This is a genomic window from Achromobacter agilis (assembly GCF_900496965.1).
In the GTDB taxonomy this organism is placed as follows: Bacteria; Pseudomonadota; Gammaproteobacteria; order Burkholderiales; family Burkholderiaceae_B; genus Achromobacter; species Achromobacter agilis.
This window is the reverse complement of sequence record NZ_UFQB01000007.1, coordinates 200,686-222,194: the sequence shown is the minus strand read 5'-3', so window position 1 is coordinate 222,194 and position 21,509 is coordinate 200,686. Positions and strand designations below refer to the sequence as shown.

Below are 21,509 nucleotides of genomic sequence, written 5' to 3'. Positions count from 1 at the left end.
TCCTACCCCCAGCGCAGCATCGGAAACTGCAATTGCAGCGCCCAAGAAAATACCACCGCTCCGAAAACCGTCATCGCCAACGCAAGAATGGCGGCGGACTTCACGGAGTTGGACGTATCGCCCAGCGCCGAGGCGAACACCAGCGCGAAGGTGGCGGGCAAGAAGCCCAGGAAGCTGCCCAGGATGATGAACAGCGCGATGCCGCCAGCGATGCAAGCCATGCCGCGCAAGCGCTCGCGCCGCGTGGGCTGGGGCAATTGTTCTTCGATGAGTTCATCCTGCACTTCATCGGGGTCTGGGCTAAGGGGCACGAGGATGCCCAGCGCAACCAGAAAGCAACCGATCATCAGCGGGAAATAGCCCGGACCCATCCGAGCCAGTTCTCCGATGTTGTATGACGTTGCTTCAAGAATGGTCAGCGCGCCGCACAAAGCGATGAACGCACCGCCCCACAGATCGCGCTTTCTGGAAAATATGGTGCTGCCCACGGCTTGCTCCCCTGTATGTTGTCGACATGCTTCGGCCCGCACAACGTGGCAGGCTGAAGGAGGGGGCACTTTAAGGAGAGCGCCTTGCAATTTGCTTTCATGGTTTGACGGCCCGGATCCGGGAAAACCAGCAGCGGCAAACGCCCGCGTTCACGCGGCTGAACCGGCGTGAACAGCGCTGAACGCGCGATGTTCACGAAAGTGAACAACCCGGCGCCGTTTACTGGCGTTTAGCGGCCTTGGCACGGTTTTTTCCCGTCCCTTGCGCGCTTTCCATTTCTTGCAAATGGGGCGACCAAACTGTCCAAGGCATAATCGCGTTTTCGTGGTCCTTGCGTGTCGCCATGCTTCGCCTGCCCATTACCGCGCGCATTCCGCTTGCGGTGTCATTGCTGTTCTTGTTGATTTCCGCTGCGCTTATTTCGCTGGCGCTGCATGGTGTTTCCCGCCAGTTCGACAGACAGGTATCGGACCTGGGCCAGGTGTACCTGGACGGCTTGTCGGCAGCGATCTTGCCGTCGGTGCAAGCCGGAGATGCGGCGCAGATGGTCGACGTGCTGAACCGCGCGCTGGATACGCACCTGGGCGTGGTTGACCGGACGCTTGCCGTGGTGACCCCCGACCGCCGACTGCTGGCGCATGTGGCGCGCTATCCCGAAGTCGAACCCATTCCCCTTACTTCATTCATCGACGCATCCGGCACGCTGGTCAGCCCGAGGTCGGAAGGGGTGTGGACGTGGCGGCTGCTGGACGACAGCCGGCCGGATCTGGGCACGGTGGTGGCCAATCTGGACGTCAGCGATTTTCTGCGGCAACGCCAGGAACTGGCCTGGGAGCTGGGGCTGGTGGGACTGGCGATCAGCCTGATCGGTGCGGCGCTGTGCTTCGGCATGGCGCGGCGGCTTCAACGTCCCATTATTTCGCTGACCGAGGCGTTGCGCGGCGGCCCGGAGGACCGGCTGCGCCCCATGCGGGTCGCCACCTCTGACCCCGAACTTCAAGAGCTGCTGTCGGCATACAACTGGATGGTTGAAAGCGTTCAGGAACGCGAGGCCTTGGCCGAACGCAATTCGCGCATCGAACGAGAGGCCGTGTTAGGCCGCATGTCGGCCGCGCTGGCGCACGAGGTGCGTAACCCGCTGGGTGGCCTGCGCACCGCCGTGCAGACCTTGAGGCAGTTCGGTGAGCGTGGCGACGTGCGTACCGAGTCGCTGGACTTTATTGAACGTGGCGTGGAAGCGCTGCAAGCCGTGGTGGACGCCAGCTTGCGCACGTTCCGTCCGGGCGCCGCGTTGTTGCGCGAAGAAGATATCGCCGATATCCGCCTGATGGTCGGCGCGCAGGCAGGGCGGGGCGGCGTCCGAGTTCAAGTGCATTGCGAAGGGTTGCAGGGCTTGCGGCTGGCGCTACCGGCCGGCGCCGTCCGCCAGGTGCTGCTGAACCTGGTGCTCAATGCCATTCAGGCTTCACCTTCCGGCGCGCTGGTGCTTGTGTTTGCCCGCGCCCGGCCCACGGTGCTGACCTTGCATGTGGTGGATGTGGGCAGCGGCTTGCCCGCCGCCGCCCGCCGCGCGTTGAAGGGGCTTCCTGCCGAGGGCGAGGGAATGGGATTGGGTATCGTGGCGGATCTGATAAAAAGCATGCAGGGCCGGCTGCGCGTCACGCATCTGGCCAGCGGCACGCGCATCTCGGTGCGCTTGCCTTTTTCGGTATAGGAAAACGCGTCTTGAATGACATACAGGTATTGCTGATCGAAGACGACGAGCTGCTGGGCGGCGCACTGCTGCAACGCTTGCGGCTGGAAGGCATTTCCGCGCAATGGCTGCAAAGCTGCGCGCAAGCGGTCGAACTGTTTCGCAGGACGCGCATGCGCCCGGCCTTCCTGCTGGCCGACATCCGGCTCCCGGATGGCTCCGGTGAAGATCTGTATCGGCGCCTGATCCCATATCTGGCAAGCACCACCGTGGTGTTTGCGACAGCCTACGGCGACATCGCGCAAGCCGTGCGCCTGGTCTCGGCGGGGGCGAACGATTACCTGACCAAGCCCTACGACACCGATGCGCTGGTGGCGCGCATCCGGTCGGTGATCGCCGCCCAGCCCGCCGGACGCCACGAGGGGGTGTTTGACAACCCCTACGCGTTGCACGAGGAAACCTTACCTCTGGCGCAGGAGCTTGAACGTCTTGCTGCCAGTTCGCTGCCTGTGTTGCTGGAAGGCGAGACAGGCTCCGGCAAGGACCGTGCCGCGCGGTATATCCACGCGCGGTCGTCCTTTGCGTCGGGGCCTTTTGTGGCCGTCAACTGCGCCACCTTGGCGACCGATCTGATTGAAAGCCTGTTATTCGGCCATCAGAAAGGGGCGTTCAGCGGAGCCAGCGCGGCGCGCGAAGGTCTGTTCTCAGAGGCGGCGGGCGGCACACTTTATCTGGACGAGGTGACCGAACTGACTCCGCGCGCACAAGCCGCGCTGCTGGGCGTTCTGGAAAACGGCCAGTACCGGCCGCTGGGCGACAGCGCGCCCAGGCAGACGCACTGCCGGGTGCTAGCTAGCACGTGCATCGATCTTCAAGTAGCCATTGAAAAGGGCTCGTTCCGCGCGGACCTCTTCTATCGGCTGGCGGTGGCCAGAGTGGCCACGCCACCGCTGCGGCAGCGCCCAGGCGCATTACCGGGTTTGGCGCGCGCCATCCTTGCGGAGCAGTCATACACGGGGGCCGCCTTGTCCTCCGATGCCCTTCAGGCCATGCATGCGTATGCCTGGCCCGGCAATGTGCGGGAACTAAAGAATCGCATCGCGCGCGCGGCGGTCATGGCGGATGACGCCATACTGCAAAGCGGCGACCTCTTCCCCGAAAGCAAACTTGTAGAAAAGCCGGTTTTGGCAGCCACGCGGTTTGGAGCCGAACAGCGTGCCATCCAGCAAGCCATTGCCGAATCTGGCGGCCATATGGGTCAGGCGGCCAGGCTCCTGGGGATTTCGCGTACAACCTTATGGAAGAAGCTGCGAGAGAGGCGGGACGACGGCGCGGCGAATTGAGTGGGGCTGTTTGTATTCTGCCCAATTGCATCCGGTGCTATGGATGTCCGCTCCCGGCCGAGAGCAGTCGATTGCCATCCTCTTATTGGCTCACTGCCGTCCAGAGGTGATCGTGAATGAATACATTCCCAAGTTCAATGTACTAATTGGCTCAAAATTCCATGTTCAATGAACTTCAACATTGAGATTTGGTTCACGAAGTCGGCGCGTACCAAGTGTGCAGCGTGAACTGGCGTGCGGCTTGTGGTGGCGTGCTGCCCATTTCGGCCCCGAAGTGGCTGGAATCACGCATCTCCACTCACAGGCGCAGTGGCGGATTTTTGGTTCATTGAAGTTGGGAAACCAAGGGAAAGGATTCACTCAAAGTGCGCTGACCATAGGTACGATACGGAAGACGGCGCAATCGGGGATATAGTGGTGCGCCTTCAAGGTTCCCGCCTTTGCGGCGAGCCAGGATTTGTTTTTGATTCAGGAAGCTTGCATGACCATGACCGCCGAACAGTTTCACCAACGCATGTGGGAGATCCTTGATCCGGTGAACAGCGAGTATTTCGAGGTCGTGGCCGCGCCCGCGCCCGCGCCCGGCGCGGAAGCGATCGCTGGTCTGGAGGCCGCTGTCGGCTTCCCGCTGCCGGCGGCGTTTGCGGCCTTCTGCCAGCGTACCAACGGCCTGTGCGTGATGGCGCGCGAGGAAGTCTGGCCGCATGCGAAGGAGTTCGAGGTCGGCCCCGCCTGGACCTTCTGGCGCGGCCTGGTGTTGTTGGGCATCGATGCGCCGGAGTTGCCCGAATGGGCCAGCATCTCGGCGCAGCAGCGCCAGCTCGCCGAGGCCGGTTTGCCTGGCATCCTGCCCGTGCTGAAGATCGTGGGCGATGGCAGCCGGATCTGGGGCGTGGACCAGGCGGGGACAGTCGTGGCGATCGATGATATGGCCGATCTGGAGCCGCTGAGCGGCGGCCTCACCGACCTCTACGCTGAGCAGATCGCTGACCTGATGCAGCGTCAGCAGGACATGGCGCAGAGGCTGGCCGAACGCGCGACGCGCAAGAAAGTGGAGACGGCGCCGCGAGTATGAGTGCAGTCCTGCAAGTCGCGGAAGAACCCCTGGCCGAGGAGGACATCCTGCTGCTGCGCCGTGGCCGCAGCGGCAGATCGCTGACGGCCGTGTTCGCTGGCCTGATGTTCCTGCTGCTGGCGAGCAGCGCGATCCTGTTCGTTGTCCTGTTCGTGTCCGACCGCAGTCTGCGCCGCGGTGCCGACGGCGTGCTGGTCCTGTCGTGCGCGGTGGCGATGGCCGGCTTCGCGGTCTTTCTTGGACGCAGGTTGCTGCGCCTGCCGCGCGCCTGGCGCCGCTTCAACCAGGTGGCCGCGCCGGGCCAGGGCGTCGCGTTCGAGTATCTGGATGAGCGCAGTGCGCGCGTCCATCGAGCCGAAGGTAAATTGGGAGCCGTCCTGCCTTGCGCAGGGCAGGGTGGCCGGCGCCAGTGCAGCAGGACAAGGCTTAGGGACGCGCACGTAATGCGTTTGCTACCAGGGAAAATGCTGCCGAAGGCTGGCGGCGGCTCGGGTAGTACAAGTAATACCCTGGAAAAGGCGGACACCAGTCTTCCAGCACGCGCACTAACCGGCCTTCCGTGATGTGAGGCGCGAACTCGTCCTCGGGCAGGAACGCGATGCCCAGCCCCGCCACTGCGGCGTCCACCATGCTAGGAGAGGTATTGAAGATGAGTTGGCCATTCACCCGCACGTTCAATGGCTGGCCGCGGCGCTCGAAGTCCCACACATAGAGCCCGCCGGCTGATTGCATCCGCATATTGATGCAGTTGTGCTTGATCAGATCGCGGGGATTCTTCGGGATGGGGTTGGCGTCAAAGTAAGCGGGTGAAGCCGCTGCCGCCATGCGAAGCCGCGGCCCGATAGGCAAGGCGATCATATCCTTGTCGATGGTGTCGCCCAGACGCACCCCGGCATCGTACCGATCCGCGACGATATCCCTGAATCCGTAGTTGACGTCGAACTCCATCTTGATATCGGGGTACTCGAGCATCAGGGGAGCCAGCTTCGGCAGCAGCGTTGTCCTGAGGACGTGTTCGCCGCAGGTGATCCGGACCGTGCCCGCCGGCTTGTCGCGCATCTCGGTCAGTTCATCCAGTTCGGCGTCGATCTCGTCAAAACGGTGCCCAATGGCATTCAGCAGACGTTCGCCCGCGGTCGTGGGAGACACACTTCGGGTGGTGCGCGTCAACAGCCGAATCTCAAGTCTTGCTTCGAGCCCGCTGATGGCTTGGCTTAGGGCCGACTGAGTTACGCCCAGCAGCGAGGCGGCGCGGGTGAAACTGCCTTCCCGAGCCACCGTCACGAAATAGAGAAGATCGTTGAGGTTACGTTTGACCATGGCGGAGTTTCTCATGCGTCATTGATTAGCTTAACTAATATACCTTTTAAGTATTGATTAGCTAGTCTGTCGCCGGCGGATGCGCCAACATCGCCCTGTCGCATCGCTGATGCGAAGAAGGTGGATCAGATCGACAGGGATTGGCAACTTCATGAAGATTCGAGCAGGCGAGGCTGCAACGGCCTTTTTTTCAACCCGGTACGAGGCCGGCGTGCAGGCCGCCAATTGGAGCGGTGTCTTCGCCATGTCGTTGTGCGTGTTTGCATTGATCGCTTCCGAATTCATGCCGGTCAGCCTGCTGACGCCGATGGCGACGGACCTTCAGGTCACGGAGGGTATGGCCGGGCAGGGGATTGCGATCTCCGGAGTATTTGCAGTGGCGGCCAGCCTGTCGATTTCCACGGTGGCGAGGGCGATGAACCGAAAGACCCTGCTGCTTGCGCTGACGGCGCTGATGGCCGTGTCCGGCGCCGTGGTTGCGGCGGCACCCAACTTCCTCACCTATATGGCCGGCCGTGCCCTGATCGGGGTGGTGATAGGCGGCTTTTGGTCCATGTCGGCCGCCACGGCCATGCGGCTGGTGCCTGTTCATCAGGTGCCGCGCGCGTTGGCGGTTTTCAACGGCGGCAACGCGTTGGCGACGGTGATAGCCGCGCCGCTAGGCAGCTATCTCGGTGCGGTCATGGGCTGGCGCGGCGCATTTTTTTGCCTGGTGCCGGTGGCCCTGATCGCTTTGGTCTGGCAATGGATCAGTCTGCCGTCCATGCAGAGTCAGGATCATGCGCCTAGTTCCGGCAACGTCTTCAGCGTGTTGAAGTGCCGACCCGTTGCTCTCGGCATGGCCGCGTGCGGTGCCTTTTTCATGGGGCAGTTTGCCTTGTTTACCTACGTGCGGCCATTCCTGGAGACGGTGACGCGCGTCCAGGCTGGCGCGCTGTCTCTCATCCTGCTCGTGATCGGTGTGGCTGGATTCATCGGTACCGCGTTGATCGGCCTGACCCTCAAGCGCGGCCTGTATGGGACGCTGATCGCCATTCCCCTCCTTATGGCGGCGGTCGCGCTCATGCTGATTCCTTTCGGAGCCTGGATGGCCCCCGTCGTCGTCTTGCTGGGCCTGTGGGGCTTGATGGCGACGTCGGCGCCCGTGGGCTGGTGGAGCTGGATCGCCGAAACCATGCCGCGAAATGCGGAGGCCGGCGGCGGCCTGATGGTGGCAGTAATTCAGTTGGCCATCGCCTTCGGCTCCACTCTGGGCGGGCTGCTGTTCGACTCGATAGGCTATCGGAGCACCTTCATCGCGAGTGCCGCCGTGCTGCTCCTCGCGGCAAGCCTGGCGTTTTTAACCTCGCGTGCGCGGGCTTCGGCGTCGGCCCCGCACGCCTGATCTGGGCAGCCTCATGGCTATGAACGCGGGCGTCCTTCTCCATGGCCGAGAACATTGGTCGTCGTCCAGGCCCTGGTTCAGGCAATGGATGTCGTCAAGCGGCGCTTTACCTGTTCGACGGAGAGCGCGGCGGGCAAAGCAACGCCGTTCTTGACTGCAAGGATCTCAGCCATGATGCTCACCGCGATTTCGGCAGGCGTCCTGCTGCCAATATAAATGCCGACCGGCGCGTGCAACCGCTCCAGAGACGTGGTGGTTTCGCCAAAGTGCTCAATGAACCGTTCCCTGCGGCTGCTTGTGTTGCGGCGCGAGCCGATGGCGCCCACGTAGAAGGCAGGGCTGTGAAGCGCTTCCAGTAGCGCAAGATCGTCCAGCTTGGGATCGTGGCTCAGGGCGACGATGCAGGTACGCGTGTCGGGGGCCAGGGCGAGCACGGCGTCGTCAGGCATTTCGCGGGTGATCTGTACGCCGGGCACGGACCAGTTGCCCAGGTGTTCGACCCGTGGATCGCAGACCGTCACTGAAAAGTCGTTGAACAGGGCCATGGTGGCCAAGTATTCCGCCAATACACCGGCTCCGATGAGCAGCATTCGGTACTGCGGCCCCAGGGTGCAGGAGAGCGTCAGGCCATCGAACCGCACCGCGTCCGGCGCCGAAGTCGGGGTCAATGTGACCGCTCCTGTGGCCACGTAGACGGTGCGCTGGACGAGTTGGCCCGATTCCAGCCGCCGTACCAGGGCGTCAAGCGTTTCGAAATCCGGTTGGAACTCCAGCAGCAGCTCCAGCGTGCCGCCGCAAGGCAGCCCGAATCGGTGCGCTTCGTCGGCCGTTACCCCATAGCGCACCAGTTCGGGAGTGCTTTGCGCCATGGCGCCGTCGCCATAGGCACGGGTATACCGGTGAACCAGATCGTCTTCAATGCAGCCGCCGGACACAGAGCCGACGCAGCGCCCGTCCTCACGCAGCGCCATCATGGAGCCGACAGGGCGCGGAGAAGACCCCCAGGTCTTGACTACCGTAGCCAGTAGCAGCCGGTGCCCCTGCGCATGCCAGGAACGGGCTTCTCGCAATACACGGACGTCGACAGTTTCCACGCTGATGCTCCTTAGCTGGGCAGGCGGACCGAAAGCATGGCTTCGGCCCGCGCCAGATCGTCTTGCGTGTCGATGTCCATGGCGATTCCCGGATCGTCCAGATGCAGCACCTCTACGGCGTCCTTATTCCGATATGCCCGCACGATAGCGGCCGCGCCCATGTCCCCGCCAAGCGCCATTAGCGCCTTCCCGCATTCAGCGCCGAATCCGACGGGATGCCCCTGCCGGCCGCTCCAGGACGGGACAACCACCGGCCTCGAGGCCAGGCCCTGCGCCACCTGGCGCAGGCTGCGCGCGTTGATAAGCGGCAAATCGCCGGGCAGAATCAGCCAGCCGGCGGCGTCTTGGGTCGCACGTACTCCTCTTGCAATGGAGTCACCCATGCCACTGTCCGGAGGAGCCCGTTCTGGCCGGACGACGTGGCACGGCAGGCCTGAGTCGGCGACGGCACGAAGGACGCGCTCCAGTACGGGAACGCCCGCCAGTATCGCGTCGAGTTTGTGCGTCGCACCGCCGGACCGGCTAAAGCGCTCCCCTCGGCCGGCGGCCAACACGATGACGGTGGGCTGTTCCATTGCGTTGCGTCAGGCGACTCTGCGCACGGGCAGATTACGAATCCGCTTTCCGGTTGCGGCGAATATGGCATTGCATAGCGCAGGCGCCACGGGTGGAACCGGCGGCTCGCCTACGCCACCGGGCGGCAGGGCGTGGTCGTCGTTGACCAGATGCGTCCGGATCACGCGCGGCGACGCATTGTGGCGCAGCACTTCATAGTCGTGGAAATTGCTTTGCTTCACGCGGCCTTTCTCGAAGGTGATCTCGCCGGTGAGCGCAAGGCTCAAGCCCATGATGGCGCCGCCTTCCATTTGCGCGCGAATGCGTTCGGGGTTGATTTGCGGGCCGCAGTCCATCGCCATGTCCACCGCAACGATGCGTACCTCGCCCTTCTCGTCTACGGCCACCTCGACTACGGTGGCTGTGTAGCTCATGAAGCTGTAGCAGAAGGCCAGGCCAAGGCCATGACCCTTGGGCAGCGTCCTGCCCCATTCAGCCCCTTTGCACGCAGCTTCGATGACACCGCGCAGGCGGCCCGTGTCGTAAGGGTAGCGCTCGGGCGATTCCGAGTAATTCCAGGTGTCGGCCAGCGTGCCCGGGTCAATCCGGCGCGCCGGACCGATAAGGTCAAGCGCGAAATCTCTGGGGTCTTTTCCTGCGTGCTGGGCCAATTCGGCAATGAAGCACTGCGCCGCGAAAGCATGGGGGATGTTGGCTACAGAGCGGAACCACCCGATGCGGGCATGGGCCTCCACTTCGGCTGTTTCCACCCGGACGTTCGGAATACGGTACGGCATGTTGATGGCCGACATGGCCGACTCGAACATCTGCTGGCCTTTGGCCCCTACGGAGAAGAGAGAGGCGATGGTAGGGGCGGCGCTGCGGTGCAGCCAGGATTGGACCTGTCCGCTCTTGTCCAGGACGGCCGCCAAACGCTCGACCGACACGGTGTGCAGGTAATCATGGTGAATGTCGTCCTCGCGCGTCCACACCAGCTTGACCGGCGTGCCTTCGGGCATGGCGCGGGCAACAATGGCGGCCTCATCCACGAAGTCGGGTTTGGACTTGCGGCCAAACCCTCCCCCCAGCAGCAGGACATTTACCTTGACGTTGGCGGGGTCCAGCTTCAGGCGGGCCGCCACCGCATCTCGCGCCGCGACGGGGTTCTGAATGGAGGTCCAGACTTCGGCGTTGTTGCCTTTGATCTGGACGGTGGCCACAGGCGGCTCCATCGAGGCATGGGCAAGATGGGGCACGTAGTATTCCGCGGCCAGGCGATCGGTTTCGGGCGCTTTAGTCCAGACTTGCGCCACGTCGCCTTGATTGCGTATTGCCTTACCGGATTTGCGTGCCGCCGACTCCAGCGCCTGGCGGTAGGCGGCCGAGTCGTAGTTGCCGTTAGGTCCGTCGTCCCATTCGATTTCCAGCGCATCGCGGCCCTGGCGGGCAGCCCAAGTGTTGCGCGCGACGACCGCGACGCCGCCCAGAGGCTGGAACGCCGGCGCGCCTTGCATCGGGGGAATTTCCACGACCTTCAGCACCCCTGGAACGGCCAGCGCCTTGGTACTGTCGAAGCGACGGAGCTTGCCTCCGACGACAGGAGGGCGCGCCACGACTGCATAGACCATGCCGGGCAGACGCATATCCATGCCGTAGCTTGCCTGGCCTTTCCCGATAGCTTCCAGGTCTACGAGTCGGACCTGGTCTTTCCCGATGTAGCGGAACTCACTGCGATCCTTGAGTTTGAGCGCATCGCCAGTGGGGACAGGCTGCCTGGCCGCGTCGGCCGCAAGCTCGCCGTAAGCCAAGCGGCGCCCGGACGGCTGGTGCAGCACCTCATGCTGAACCGCCTTGACCTCGGCAACCGGAACGGACCACTGCGCCGCCGCCGCTGCTTCCAGCATCTGACGGGCCGCCGCGCCGACGCGCCGCATGGGCATCAGGAAGTGGCGGACGCTTCGCGAGCCATCCACGTTCTGGTTGCCATAGCGCACTTCATCGGCTTGCGCCTGTATGACCTTTACGCGATCCCAGCGCGCCTCCATTTCGTCGGCTACCACCATGGGCAGGCTGGTGCGGACCCCCGTGCCCATTTCAGCGCGATGCGCGACGATGGTAACGGTGCCGTCCGCGGCGATGCTGACGAAAACCAGCGGGTCCTCGACGGTGCCGCCGGGCATGCTGTCGGCGCCATATTTCTGAGCGGCAGCCTCCGCGGCCCAGACTGTCGTGATGAGCCCCTTGGATGTGATAGCCAGGGTAAGCGCGCCCAGACCGCCCTGCAGAAAGCTGCGCCGGGAAAGTTGCATGGTGAGCGTCATTGCTTGCCTCCCTGGGCCAGGCGCTTGGCAGCCTGCTGAATGGCGGCCCGGATGCGAGGATACGTGCCGCAGCGGCAGATATTGCCGCTCATGGCGTCCTCGATCTCTTGGTCGGTAGGCTGCGGCGTCGTTTTGAGCAGGCTTACCGCAGTCATGATCTGGCCTGCCTGGCAGTAGCCGCATTGAGCGACATTCTGCTCTATCCAGGCTTGCTGCACCGCCCGGCCGACAGCATCTGCCTCTATCCCTTCGATAGTGGTGATATCGTGGCCCGCCACAGCCGAGAGGGGGGTGACACAGGAACGGATTGGCGCACCGTCCATGTGCACGGTACAGGCGCCGCACAGCGCCATGCCGCATCCGAACTTGGTGCCGGTCATGCCGAGCTCGTCTCTTAGGGTCCAGAGCAAGGGCGTTTCGCCCGGGACGTCGACGTCCTTCGCCTGGCCGTTGATTTGAAGTTGGGTCATAGCGGAATCCTTGGGGGGCGGGCAGGGCAGGCGGTGCCTTGCCTCAGGCATGAGTAAACCACCTCTTTATATCGGAATTTCACCTTAAAATTGCAGAAGAATTCATTAGTTAAGCTAATAGGCCCATTAAGGGACGGTCAGCGCCTGGCCTTGCGCAGTTCGCGTTCGCCACTACGGGGAATTCCAGCACGCTTTGGCTCCGGTTCCATCCGAATATGCCGTGCCGGTGAAGAACCGGGCTGTCCGCCTGCTCAAGCAGAATCATGATGGCAGCCAGTACGTGGCTGTGTTTCAGTAGGGAGCCGCCGCTTTGTTTCTCTATTACCGGATCAGTTTCGTCCTGAGCGTGCTGGCGCATTCGGGCCTGCTCGCCTGCCTCGTGCGCGCAAGGCGGCCCGCGTCGATCCTGCAAGGCCGGCAAGGGGGCGCCATCCATCTCGCGTTCGGGGCGGGCTTTGTCGCCTATGCCCTGTATAGGTTCTAGCCGGGCTGAGTTCCAGGCGCCCCGGTGGGTTCGGCCGCTGGGTCGACGGGCGCCGCCAGTACGGCAGGGGCGTTGACGCGGCGCCTTATAGCAATAGCTGTATTGCCGGAAGGCAGGCATCTGCATTCAGCAATTCGACTTTTTTCATCCGTATCCGGAAGGCGCCCGGCCTGCCTTCGATCGTGTGATAAGCCGTGGCCGCCAGCATTTTCTGGGTATCGCCCTGGGTCTCCATATACAGGAACGGCGTGCGCATGCGGTGCAGCTCCGCCGAGGCATCGCTCGTCAGCACCTGAGGGGCCTGCAGGATGCGCAGCCCCCGCACCGCCGGGTGCAGGGAATGAGCGCGGGGATTGCGGTAGCGTTGGATGCGTAGCCGCAACAGCAGCAGGTCTTCGTGCAGCAGCGACGGCGCCTCGTCGCCCGGGGCCTGGTCTTGCGACAGCGGCATCCAGTACAGGCCCGATTCCGCATACAGGGTAAGCCATTCGTCATAGCGCTGCGTGTCCAGCAGCATGGCCTCGTGGTATACGAATGCCGCCAGCTCTGCCGGGACCGACGCGGTATCTCTATCAGTCGACACAATGTTCACGCCGCGCCTCCCATCAGTTCCAGCCAGCCGCGGTGCTGGTTGCGGATGACCCATTCGTTGTTGCCGCTATCCATGGACGCCGAGGCCTGGCCGATCTCGCTGTCCTGGTATCCCCGATGCAGGCTGAGCCATTCGTTGCCCGAGCAGAGCAGCCCGCGCTGCTGGCTTTCGAACAGGTGTACGTCGTCATGGGCCACGACGGACATGGGCGAGAACACCAGCCGCGCATAGGAAGCCGCGCGCTGCCGCAGGCGGGCGGGGGCGTTCTTCGGTGCGAATGCCCATATCTCGACGAGCGTCCGGTCCACCGCCAGGGGACGCAGGACTCGCAGGATCATGGGAGACGCCTTGGCCGCCAGGCTGGGATAGAGCACGGTGTTCTGCGGGGAAAACTGCAGGATCTGTTGCGCGGCTTCCTGGCCATGGCTCGCCTCGAGTTCCATTTGGTAATCCTGCAGCGGCGCGTAGCCGGTATGGATGCTGAACTTGGTGCCCAGCACGCTGTGCCCGTGCGGCAGCACCCGCGCGCCCATTTCCGAATAGAAGCTGTAGCCGGCCCCGAAGGGCAGCAACTGCTCCATGGCCAGCACGGTATCGCCGTTCTCGGGCAAGTTCTGCGCGACCTCTTTCGCGGCGGAGGCGGCCGACTCGTGCGTGGAAATCGGGTGCACGGTGTCGTTCACGTTTTCCAGGTACAGCTTCCAGTTGCAGTCGATGCGGCTGCGCAGGGGCTGGCCCAGCACCGACAGCTCGCCGTCCGGCGCCCGCGCCACCATGTTGTCCAGCGTGGCCAGGGCCTCGCCGAAATAGCTTGTGAAGTCCGGGCCATCCTCGCTGATCCGAACGAACACGAATCCTCTGTAGTTCATGCTGGCGCCGGGCGAGGACAGACCCTTCCCGGACGGGCACGAAGACAGGTTCGTGCCTTCGTAATCGTTCTTCAACGGAATGGACAGCAGGGAGCCGTCCAGGCGGTAGGTCCAGGCGTGATACGGGCAACGCAGCATCTTGCCGCAGTTGCCCTCGCGTTCGTGCACGAGCTGGCTGCCCTTGTGGGCGCAGCGGTTCATCAGCACCGTCACTTCCTGCGGGCTCTTGCGCAGCATGATCAGCGACTGCCCGGCGATCTCGGTGGTGTAGTAGTCGCCCACGGCGGGTATCTGGCTTTCGTGGCCCACATAAACCCAGGCGTGCGTCCACAGCCGCGCCTGTTCGACGGCGTAGACGCCGGGATCGGTGTACAGGTCCCGATGCACGCGATCCGGACCGACCAGGTGCCGAAAGCCTTCCGGGGAAGTATGGCCTGTCATGTTGTCTCCAATGCGTTTCATGATCGCCTCACGCCGCGGCAGGTTGCGCCGAGGCCGGCGCGGGGGCGGAAAGCGGTACCGGCGCCCAGGCGCGGCTGGCGGAATCGGGCGGGACGGCCGCGATCAGCGCGCGGGTATAGGCGTGCTGCGGCTGATCGAATACCTGGTCGACCGGGCCTTGTTCCACGATCCGGCCCTGGTGCAGCACGAGCACGCGCGTGCACAGGTACCGGACCACGGCCAGATCGTGGGACACGAAGACGAGCGCAATGCCCAGCTCCTGCTTGAGCCGCAACAGCAGATTCAGGATCAGCGCCTGCACCGATACGTCCAGGCCCGACACGATTTCGTCCGCCACGATCAGTCGGGGCGTCACGCACAGGGCCCGGGCGATGTTCACGCGCTGCTTCTGGCCTCCCGACAATTGCGAGGGCAGGCGGTCAACGGCCTCCGGGGGCAGGCCCACGGACGCGAGCAGGCGTCTGGCCATCTCCAGCCGCTGCGACGGACCCGAGCCCGCGCGCTCGGCAAAGGCGCCGGACTCCAGGATCTGGGTCACCAGTTCGCCCACGCGCCGCCGCGGATTCAGGGCCGAATCGGGGTTCTGGAACACCAGCTGCACGTCGCGTGGATCCGCCAGGCAAGCGCGGGGCGGCCGGGCCGTCGATCCTGGATACGCGATGCGTCCGGCGGTGGGCGCGACCATCCCGGCGATCAGGCGCGCCAGGCTGGTCTTGCCGCTGCCGCTTTCGCCGACGATGCCCAGGAATTCGCCGCGCTCCACCGCCAGCGACAGCGGCTGGAGGATCTGCAATCGCGGCCTGGCCCGGAACAGGCGGGCACGGCCTGGGTAGCTCAGCGCCACCTCCGTCAGCGTTACGACGGGCGGGCTTCCGGGCGCCGCAGGCGCCGCCCGCATGGCCAGGAACGCTGCGCTGTCGCCGCCGGCCATCGAGCCCAGCGAGGGAATGGAGGGCAGGCAGCGCGCGGCGCGCTCGCCGCCGCGCTCCAGCAAGGGGATCTCCTGTGCGTCGCAGGCCGCCTGGCGTGATGGGCAGCGGGACGCGAACCGGCAGCCGCGCAGCGTCGCGAAGTCGCGCAGCCCGGGCATGAAGTCGGGCAGGGTGCGCAGGGCCTGCGTCGGCGCCTCCATGCCCGGGGCGGATTCCTTCAGGCTGCGCGTGTAGGGGTGCAGGGGGGTGTCGAGCACCTGCCGCGCGGAACCGAATTCCACGACTTCGCCCGCGTACAGCACGGCGATCGTGTCGCAGACGTGCGCCGCCAGCCGAAGATCGTGCGTGACTAGCACCACGGAGGTCCGGTGGCGCTGTTGCTGGTCGGCCAGCACGCGCATGATCTGCGCCTGCGTAATCACATCCAGGGCGGTGGTGGGCTCGTCTGCGAAGATCAGCGCCGGATCGCCGCAAAACGCCATGGCGATCAGAATGCGCTGGCACTGACCTCCCGACATCTGGTGCGGATACCGCGCCAGCATGCCGGGGGCATCTGTCAGGCCGACCTCCTGCAGGCGCGCGCAGGCGTAGGATTCCCGCTGCGCGGCCGGTATTCCGACGTGGCGCAGATGCTCGAACAGCTGCTGGCGCACCGTCAGCGCGGGATTCAGGCCCGACAGCGGCTCCTGGGGAATGAACGCGATCTGGCGGCCGAGCATGTCGCGGCGCTGCGCCGGCGCCATCTGGTTCAGGTCCGCTCCACGGAACTGGATGGCGCCGGCGGCGATGCGAAAGCCCGGCGGCAGGGTGCCCGACACCATGCGGCCCAGCATGCTTTTGCCGGCGCCCGATTCGCCCACCAGGCCCAGCATGCGGCCTTCGGGGATGTCCAGGTCGATGCCGCGCAGGACGGCGGCGGGCAGGCGCCGGCCGTCGACGTCTACGTCCGTGGTCAGCGTCAGGTTGCGCAAGCTCAATAGCGACATGGGCTCAATTCCTTGCACGTTTGCGCGGATCCAGCAGCTGGCGCATGCCGTCGCTGAGCAGGTTGAAGCCGAAGACCGTCAGCACGATGCCGGTCACCGGCGCGACCAGGGTCCAGATGGCTTCCTGCATGGTGCTGCGGGCGTCGGCGATCATCACGCCCCAGGCGACCACGTCCGCGGGAACGGACAACCCGACGAAGCTCAAGATGGCCTCGACGATAATGGCGATGCCGATCTGCAGGCTGAACAGTGTCAGGATCAGCGGCGCCAGGCCAGGCAGCATCTCGCGCAGCATCACGCGCATATGGCCGAAGCCCATCAGGCGCGCCGCCGTCACGTAGTCGTTGCGGCGGATCTTGAGGGCCTCGGCGCGCACCACCCGGCAGAACCGGGTCCAGTCCACCAGCACGATGGCGAGAATCACGTTGCCCACGCCGGTGCCCAGGCCCACCATCAGGATCAGCGAAAGCACCACCGGCGGGAACGACATCCACAGGTCGACCAGATAGCCGATGCCCTTGTCCACGCGCCCGCCGAAGTAGGCGGCGACCAGGGCCAGGGCGGAACCCACCAGCATGGCGCCCATCGCGGCGCACAGGCCGACCCACAAGGCCACGCGCGTGCCGAAGATCAGCCGCGACAGCACGCAGCGGCCCAGGCTGTCCGTGCCTAGCGGATACTGGGCCATCCCATCGGCCGCCCAGGCGGGCGGCAACAGCGGCGACAGCAGGTCCTGCGCCAGCGGGTCGTTCGGCGCGATGGCGGGCGCGAAGATCGCGATCGCCACCAGCGCCAGCACGATCACGCAGCCCAGGGCGGCCTTGGGCGAAGCGCGCATGGCGGCCCACCAGGCCGATGCGCGCAGCGCAGACGGCGCCGCGCGTACATTCAGCGTAGTCATCAGGTGTCTCTCAAGCGGGGGTCGATCACGGCGTACAGGCAATCCACGCTCGCATTGATCAGCAGGATTACGGCGCAGAACACAAGCGAAATCCCCTGGATCAGGGGAAGATCGTGATTGCGTACGGCCTGAACCATCATGTTGCCGAGGCCAGGGAAGGAAAAGATCATTTCGATCAGCAGGGTGCCGCCGAACAGAAAACCGAACTGCACGCCGATCAGCGTCAAGGTCGGCAGGAAGGCGTTGCGCAGCATGTGCCGCAGGATCACGCGGCTTTCGGGCTGCCCGCGCAGCCGCGCGACCGTCACATACTGTTCGTGGCTGGCCTCCAGCAGGCTGGCGCGCAGCACCCGCACGATCAGGGGGCTGAACCCCAGGGCCAGCGCCAGGGCCGGCAGCACCAGATGCGAGGCCGCGTCGATCCACTCCCGCCAGTGGCCCTGCAACAGGAAGTCCAGGAGCACGAAGCCGGTGTACCCGGACGCGGAGACGTCCGAGCTGAACCGGCCGGAAAAGGGCAGGATGGGCCAATGCACGCCGAAGGCCAGCATCAGGAAGATTCCCCAGAGAAATCCGGGGATGGAGATCAGCAGCACCAGGCCCGCGTCAGCGGCCAGCTCGCCGCGGCGGTCGTGCAGCACATAGAGCAGCAGGCCGCCCGGGATGCTGATCGCCAGCGCCATGAGAAGCGCCACGAACGACAGTTCCAGCGTCGCCGGCAAGGTCGTCGCGATCAGCTGCGTGACGGGCGCGCCGGAACTGATGGAACGGCCCAGGTCGCCGTGCAGGACCTGTCCCAGCCATATGCCGTACTGTGCGACCAGCGAACGGTCGAGCCCCATGGCGTGGCGCAAGGCCTCGACTTCGGCGCGGGTCGCGCTCGGCGGCAGCATCATGCCGAGCGGGTCCGCCGGCAGCAGCCGCAGCACCACGAACACGACGACGGACAGCGCCAACATGGTGGGCACGGCCACCGCCAGGCGGCGCCCGAAATGAGATGCCAGCGCCGCCCACATCAGCGGCTCCAGCGATAGGCCGCAGGCAGGATGTAGCCGGTCTGGTAGACCTTCATGTCCACCGCTTTCTTGGACGCCACCGTGGCGACCGATTGCAGCAGCGGCAGGCTCCATGCGTGTTCCGTCGCCTGGCGGGCCAGTTCGCGGTAACCGTCGTAGCGCTTGGCGGGGTCGCCCTGCGCGGCCAGGGCGTCTATGGTTTTGGCGAGCTCGGGCTCCTTCCAGGTCGAGAAGCGCAGACGCGGATCCAGGATCTTGCCGGCGAAGATTTCAGGGTCGCCGGTCGCATTGGCCCAGCTGTACAGCATGACGCCCGGCACCTTGGACGAATGGCTGAGGTCCAGGTACTTCGCCAGCGTGATTTCCTGCAGGTCCGCCTGGATGCCGATCTGCGACCACATCTGCACGATGGCGCGCGCCATTTCGTAATCGCTGGGGAAGGTGTTGTTGGTCGACAGGAACTGGATCTTCAGCGGCTTGTCGGGCCCGTACCCGGCCTTGGCCAGTTCCGCTTGCGCGGCGGCCTTGTCGTAGGCGTAGCTGAATCCGGCCACGTCGCCAGGTGAGCCCGGCGTGGCCAACACCGAGATCGGCTTGGCCACATTGGCGTAGAACGCCTTGGAAATGGCCTGCTTGTTGATCGCCAGATGCAGGGCGCGCCGCACATGCTCGTTCTGGAACTCCGCAACGTAGCTGGGGATCTGCAGAATGAAGATCTCGCTGTACGGATAGACCTCGGCCTTCAGCGCGGGAATCTTGTTCAGGCGGTTGACTTCGCGCAGCGGAATCTGCACCGCCACGTCGGCCCTGGCCGATTCCAGCATCGCCACGCGCGCGGAAGCGTCCGGAACGAACTCGAACACGATCCGCTTGATCGCGGGCTTCTCGCCCCAGTACTTGTCGAAGGCCTCCAGCACCACGCGCGAGCCGCGTTCGTAGCGCACGATCTTGTACGGGCCGGCGCCGATGGGCGCCGCCTGGAATCCGTCCTCGCCCACCTTTTCGATATAGGCCTTGGGCAGGATGTAGGAAGTCAGGAAGCCCAGATAGTTGGGCGCGGTCGGCGTCGGAGCAGAGAACACCATGACGGCCTGGGTCGGGCTGGAGATCTCTATGTCCTGCAACGCGCCGAAAAAGCCGTTGATGGCCAGGCGCTTTTCCTTCTTCGGGCGGTCGAGGAAGCTGAACTTGAAGTCTTCGGTCGTCAGCGCGGAGCCGTCGTGGAAGGTCACGCCGTCGCGCAGCTCGATGGACAGCCGCATGTTTTTGTCGTCCAGCCAGCGCCAGCGCTTGACCAGCGCGGGCTGCAGCGTCAGGTCGCCGTCGATGAACAGCGGGGAATCGAACACGGCCTTGTACAGCGATTGCCCTGCCGGAAACGTGACGGCGGTCGGATCCCAGGACGGCACATCCACCGGATAGGCGATCTTCAACTCATCCGGTTTGTCTGTCTGGGCCTGCGCCGCCGACGCCGCCAGCCCGCCACCCACCAGCAAAAGACAGGATGCCAGCACCCTGCCCAACCACCGTACCCACCATGCATCAATCATGAACGGCCTCCGATAGCGGAATCGTTGCGGAAGCACCCGGTCGAGCCGAATGCAAACAGTATACTGTTTGTGATTTAAGCATTAATAGTTCATGATTCAACTAATTATTTACCCTGATATCAGCAGGTTATGGTCCTAAAAAAAGTATATTGTTCAGGGATAACCCTAGCCAATCTGGGAAAGTCATTCCTCCCTCGCCACAGGATCTGATCGAATGGGACAGCTGCAACAACGCCTGAAATGGGACCCGAACACGGGCGCCATCCTGGACGCCGACCGCCGCTACGTCATGCTTCGCGCCGACGTCCTGATGGGGCTGTTCGCCGGCCTGCCGCCCGGGCAGCGCGCCCAGGCGCTCGATAGTCTGCAAGCGTCGGTGCGCGCGCATGGCGGCGCATCCGCGCGTGCCTATCGGGCCAGCGCCGCGGCCGCCGACGCATTCCTGCGGGTGATGGCCGAGTCGGCCGCCGACCTGGGATGGGGCGTGTGGCGCTTCGAATCGGGCGGCGCGGCCGCATTGACGCTTGCGGTGCGTAACAGCCCCTTCGCGATGGCAGCTGCCACCCGCGACCGGCCGGTGTGCCACGCGATAACAGGTATGCTCGAAGCCGTAAGCGCGCTGGTGATGGGAGAGCCCAGGACGTTTCGCGAAACCAGGTGCGCTAGCATGGGCGCGCCCTGTTGCGTATTCCAGGCGCAAGACGAGTGAGGCCAGGCCGGTGGAGACGAAGGTAAAAAGCAGAAAAACGAGCAACGCGGCGCGCAAGCCCAATCTGCGCGAACGCGTGTATGGCATCGTCCGCCAACGCATACAGATGGGTCTGATCCGCCTGGAAGACCGCCTGGTGGATCACGATATCGCGCAGGAGCTGCATGTTTCCCGCATGCCGGTCCGCGAAGCGCTTATGCAGTTGAAGAACGAAGGCGTGCTCGAAGGCACGGCGCGCGGTTTCGTGCTGCGCCGGTTCACGCTCGCCGAAATGAACGAGATCTTCGAGATCCGCACCCTGCTCGAACCCTCCGCCGCCGCGTCCGCATCGCTGCATGCGGACCCCAAGAGCCTGGCCGAAATGAAGGGCGCCCTGGAGCAGGCCGAAAGCGCGCACCTCCGGACCGACCTCGACGACTTCATGCGCAGCAACGCGCGCTTCCGGCTGGTCTGGCTCGCCATGGTGCCCAACCGCGAGCTGGCCGGCGCGATTTCGCGCTACATCGATCACGTGCAGGTGGTGCGCCTGGTGACGATGGACGACCAGCAGGTCCGCAGCATCATTCTGGACGGCATGCGGGGCCTGTACGAAGCCTTCCTGTCCGGCGATACCGAACTTGTCCGTGTCCGCATGCTTGGCCATGCGCGCGCGGCGGCCGCCTGCTATTACAGCGCTTATCAGAAAATTTTCGAGTCCGGCCCATCAGGTAAGGGGAATTGAGGGGCGCCTATCTTGCCACCCATTCGCTTTGCAGGGGCGGCCGCGGAGCTGGAGTGACTTTTGGAAGCTTGCCCTAGATGCGTGACGGGCAATTGGAAATCCTCCGCTTGGTCGCCATTCTCGTCTCTATCGCGAATTTCTCGACGCATCTGCATGCGTGTTAAAAATCGCGGTCTGACACCCCTTTTTTTACGCCGCCCAGCGCATCCGCCTGGCCTTTACAGACCTGATAAGGTGCTACCGCCTTGTTCCTCTATTACCGAATCAGTTTCGTCTTGAGCGTGCTGGCGCTCGCGGCCTGGGTGATCGGTGTTGCCACCTATGACGCGCCGCGTCTTGGCGACGGCAATGGCCCGGACCCCCTCGGCGTTCTGCTGTTCTTGTCGCTGTGGCTGGTCGGCCTGCTGCTGGCGCATTCGAGCATGCTTGCCTGCTTCGCGCGCGCCAGGCGGCCCGCGACGATCCTGCAAGGCCGGCAGGGGGTCGCCATCCATCTCGCGCTGTGGGCGGGTTTTCTCGCCTACGCGCTGTATACGTTCTAGC

The 21,509-nt window shown here is 64.4% G+C and carries 20 protein-coding genes; 8 read left to right on the top strand and 12 right to left on the bottom strand.

What is annotated here, in order from left to right:
• Positions 1-2 precede the first annotated feature (2 nt).
• On the bottom strand, positions 3-488 hold the full coding sequence (locus AGI3411_RS11425; RefSeq protein ID WP_244240324.1) for a tripartite tricarboxylate transporter TctB family protein: 486 nt from the start codon (positions 486-488) through the stop codon (positions 3-5).
• A 344-nt stretch (positions 489-832) separates the two neighbouring features.
• On the opposite strand from AGI3411_RS11425, the gene AGI3411_RS11420 reads away from it, so the two are divergent.
• The 3 genes from AGI3411_RS11420 (at position 833) to AGI3411_RS11410 (ending at position 4,600) form a co-directional block, all read left to right on the top strand.
• Positions 833-2,203, top strand: a complete 1,371-nt coding sequence (locus AGI3411_RS11420) for a sensor histidine kinase (RefSeq protein WP_129527481.1) — start codon at positions 833-835, stop codon at positions 2,201-2,203.
• Between the two features lie 11 nt (positions 2,204-2,214).
• The gene (locus AGI3411_RS11415; protein ID WP_165359150.1) at positions 2,215-3,525 is read left to right on the top strand and encodes a sigma-54-dependent transcriptional regulator; all 1,311 of its coding nucleotides are present in this window, start codon (positions 2,215-2,217) and stop codon (positions 3,523-3,525) included.
• A 481-nt stretch (positions 3,526-4,006) separates the two neighbouring features.
• Positions 4,007-4,600, top strand: coding sequence for an SMI1/KNR4 family protein (locus AGI3411_RS11410; RefSeq protein ID WP_129527480.1), 594 nt, complete (start codon positions 4,007-4,009; stop codon positions 4,598-4,600).
• A gap of 426 nt (positions 4,601-5,026) precedes the next feature.
• On the opposite strand, the gene AGI3411_RS11400 is transcribed toward AGI3411_RS11410, so the two are convergent.
• Positions 5,027-5,920: a LysR family transcriptional regulator gene (locus tag AGI3411_RS11400; protein ID WP_129527479.1), complete on the bottom strand. Its 894-nt coding sequence runs from the start codon at positions 5,918-5,920 to the stop codon at positions 5,027-5,029.
• Positions 5,921-6,164: 244 nt separating this feature from the next.
• On the opposite strand from AGI3411_RS11400, the gene AGI3411_RS11395 reads away from it, so the two are divergent.
• The gene (locus AGI3411_RS11395) at positions 6,165-7,304 is read left to right on the top strand and encodes an MFS transporter (protein WP_208748063.1); all 1,140 of its coding nucleotides are present in this window, start codon (positions 6,165-6,167) and stop codon (positions 7,302-7,304) included.
• Positions 7,305-7,381: 77 nt separating this feature from the next.
• Here AGI3411_RS11395 and AGI3411_RS11390 read toward each other — a convergent pair whose 3' ends face one another.
• The 4 genes from AGI3411_RS11390 to AGI3411_RS11375 are packed head-to-tail and all read right to left on the bottom strand — an operon-like array spanning position 7,382 to position 11,744.
• Positions 7,382-8,398 carry an XdhC family protein gene (locus AGI3411_RS11390; protein WP_129527477.1) on the bottom strand — a complete coding sequence of 339 codons (1,017 nt, stop codon included), beginning with the start codon at positions 8,396-8,398 and terminating at the stop codon, positions 7,382-7,384.
• An 11-nt stretch (positions 8,399-8,409) separates the two neighbouring features.
• The gene (locus AGI3411_RS11385; protein ID WP_129527476.1) at positions 8,410-8,973 is read right to left on the bottom strand and encodes a nucleotidyltransferase family protein; all 564 of its coding nucleotides are present in this window, start codon (positions 8,971-8,973) and stop codon (positions 8,410-8,412) included.
• Between the two features lie 9 nt (positions 8,974-8,982).
• The gene (locus AGI3411_RS11380; protein ID WP_129527475.1) at positions 8,983-11,274 is read right to left on the bottom strand and encodes a xanthine dehydrogenase family protein molybdopterin-binding subunit; all 2,292 of its coding nucleotides are present in this window, start codon (positions 11,272-11,274) and stop codon (positions 8,983-8,985) included.
• The gene (locus AGI3411_RS11375) at positions 11,271-11,744 is read right to left on the bottom strand and encodes a (2Fe-2S)-binding protein (RefSeq protein WP_129527474.1); all 474 of its coding nucleotides are present in this window, start codon (positions 11,742-11,744) and stop codon (positions 11,271-11,273) included. Before AGI3411_RS11375 ends, AGI3411_RS11380 begins: the two co-directional genes overlap by 4 nt.
• Before the next feature lie 310 nt (positions 11,745-12,054).
• Between AGI3411_RS11375 and AGI3411_RS30095 the strand changes: the two genes are divergently transcribed.
• The gene (locus AGI3411_RS30095; protein ID WP_165359141.1) at positions 12,055-12,228 is read left to right on the top strand and encodes a hypothetical protein; all 174 of its coding nucleotides are present in this window, start codon (positions 12,055-12,057) and stop codon (positions 12,226-12,228) included.
• Between the two features lie 85 nt (positions 12,229-12,313).
• On the opposite strand, the gene AGI3411_RS11370 is transcribed toward AGI3411_RS30095, so the two are convergent.
• Genes AGI3411_RS11370 through AGI3411_RS11345 form a run of 6 tightly spaced genes read right to left on the bottom strand, consistent with a single transcriptional unit; the run spans position 12,314 to position 19,536 of the window.
• Complete coding sequence (locus AGI3411_RS11370; protein ID WP_165359149.1) at positions 12,314-12,811, bottom strand: aromatic-ring-hydroxylating dioxygenase subunit beta; 498 nt, start codon at positions 12,809-12,811, stop codon at positions 12,314-12,316.
• A 5-nt stretch (positions 12,812-12,816) separates the two neighbouring features.
• Positions 12,817-14,151, bottom strand: coding sequence for an aromatic ring-hydroxylating dioxygenase subunit alpha (locus AGI3411_RS11365; protein ID WP_244240323.1), 1,335 nt, complete (start codon positions 14,149-14,151; stop codon positions 12,817-12,819).
• Positions 14,152-14,158: 7 nt separating this feature from the next.
• The gene (locus AGI3411_RS11360) at positions 14,159-16,069 is read right to left on the bottom strand and encodes a dipeptide ABC transporter ATP-binding protein (protein ID WP_129527471.1); all 1,911 of its coding nucleotides are present in this window, start codon (positions 16,067-16,069) and stop codon (positions 14,159-14,161) included.
• Positions 16,070-16,073: 4 nt separating this feature from the next.
• Entirely contained in the window at positions 16,074-16,970 is an 897-nt protein-coding gene (locus tag AGI3411_RS11355; RefSeq protein WP_244240322.1) for an ABC transporter permease, read from the bottom strand.
• A complete protein-coding gene (locus tag AGI3411_RS11350) occupies positions 16,970-17,986 on the bottom strand; it encodes an ABC transporter permease (RefSeq protein ID WP_129527470.1) in 1,017 nt (338 codons plus the stop codon). The genes AGI3411_RS11355 and AGI3411_RS11350 overlap by 1 nt, the downstream gene beginning before the upstream one ends.
• Positions 17,986-19,536: an ABC transporter substrate-binding protein gene (locus tag AGI3411_RS11345; protein WP_129527469.1), complete on the bottom strand. Its 1,551-nt coding sequence runs from the start codon at positions 19,534-19,536 to the stop codon at positions 17,986-17,988. Before AGI3411_RS11345 ends, AGI3411_RS11350 begins: the two co-directional genes overlap by 1 nt.
• A gap of 214 nt (positions 19,537-19,750) precedes the next feature.
• Between AGI3411_RS11345 and AGI3411_RS11340 the strand changes: the two genes are divergently transcribed.
• The 3 genes from AGI3411_RS11340 (at position 19,751) to AGI3411_RS11330 (ending at position 21,508) form a co-directional block, all read left to right on the top strand.
• Positions 19,751-20,245: a V4R domain-containing protein gene (locus AGI3411_RS11340; RefSeq protein WP_129527468.1), complete on the top strand. Its 495-nt coding sequence runs from the start codon at positions 19,751-19,753 to the stop codon at positions 20,243-20,245.
• Between the two features lie 10 nt (positions 20,246-20,255).
• On the top strand, positions 20,256-20,966 hold the full coding sequence (locus AGI3411_RS11335; RefSeq protein WP_129527467.1) for a GntR family transcriptional regulator: 711 nt from the start codon (positions 20,256-20,258) through the stop codon (positions 20,964-20,966).
• 245 nt (positions 20,967-21,211) lie between these two features.
• Complete coding sequence (locus AGI3411_RS11330) at positions 21,212-21,508, top strand: hypothetical protein (RefSeq protein WP_129527466.1); 297 nt, start codon at positions 21,212-21,214, stop codon at positions 21,506-21,508.
• The last annotated feature ends 1 nt before the right edge of the window (position 21,509 follow it).

Excerpts from the sequence above, each read along its gene's own strand:
- AGI3411_RS11420 (WP_129527481.1), top strand. The coding sequence starts at position 833 with ATGCTTCGCCTGCCCATTACCGCGCGCATTCCGCTTGCGGTGTCATTG.
- AGI3411_RS11410 (WP_129527480.1), top strand. The coding sequence starts at position 4,007 with ATGACCATGACCGCCGAACAGTTTCACCAACGCATGTGGGAGATCCTT.
- AGI3411_RS11400 (WP_129527479.1), bottom strand. The coding sequence starts at position 5,920 with ATGGTCAAACGTAACCTCAACGATCTTCTCTATTTCGTGACGGTGGCT.
- AGI3411_RS11395 (WP_208748063.1), top strand. The coding sequence starts at position 6,165 with ATGTCGTTGTGCGTGTTTGCATTGATCGCTTCCGAATTCATGCCGGTC.
- AGI3411_RS11385 (WP_129527476.1), bottom strand. The coding sequence starts at position 8,973 with ATGGAACAGCCCACCGTCATCGTGTTGGCCGCCGGCCGAGGGGAGCGC.
- AGI3411_RS11380 (WP_129527475.1), bottom strand. The coding sequence starts at position 11,274 with ATGACGCTCACCATGCAACTTTCCCGGCGCAGCTTTCTGCAGGGCGGT.
- AGI3411_RS11375 (WP_129527474.1), bottom strand. The coding sequence starts at position 11,744 with ATGACCCAACTTCAAATCAACGGCCAGGCGAAGGACGTCGACGTCCCG.
- AGI3411_RS11365 (WP_244240323.1), bottom strand. The coding sequence starts at position 14,151 with ATGAAACGCATTGGAGACAACATGACAGGCCATACTTCCCCGGAAGGC.
- AGI3411_RS11360 (WP_129527471.1), bottom strand. The coding sequence starts at position 16,069 with ATGTCGCTATTGAGCTTGCGCAACCTGACGCTGACCACGGACGTAGAC.
- AGI3411_RS11355 (WP_244240322.1), bottom strand. The coding sequence starts at position 16,970 with ATGACTACGCTGAATGTACGCGCGGCGCCGTCTGCGCTGCGCGCATCG.
- AGI3411_RS11350 (WP_129527470.1), bottom strand. The coding sequence starts at position 17,986 with ATGTGGGCGGCGCTGGCATCTCATTTCGGGCGCCGCCTGGCGGTGGCC.
- AGI3411_RS11345 (WP_129527469.1), bottom strand. The coding sequence starts at position 19,536 with ATGATTGATGCATGGTGGGTACGGTGGTTGGGCAGGGTGCTGGCATCC.
- AGI3411_RS11340 (WP_129527468.1), top strand. The coding sequence starts at position 19,751 with ATGGGACAGCTGCAACAACGCCTGAAATGGGACCCGAACACGGGCGCC.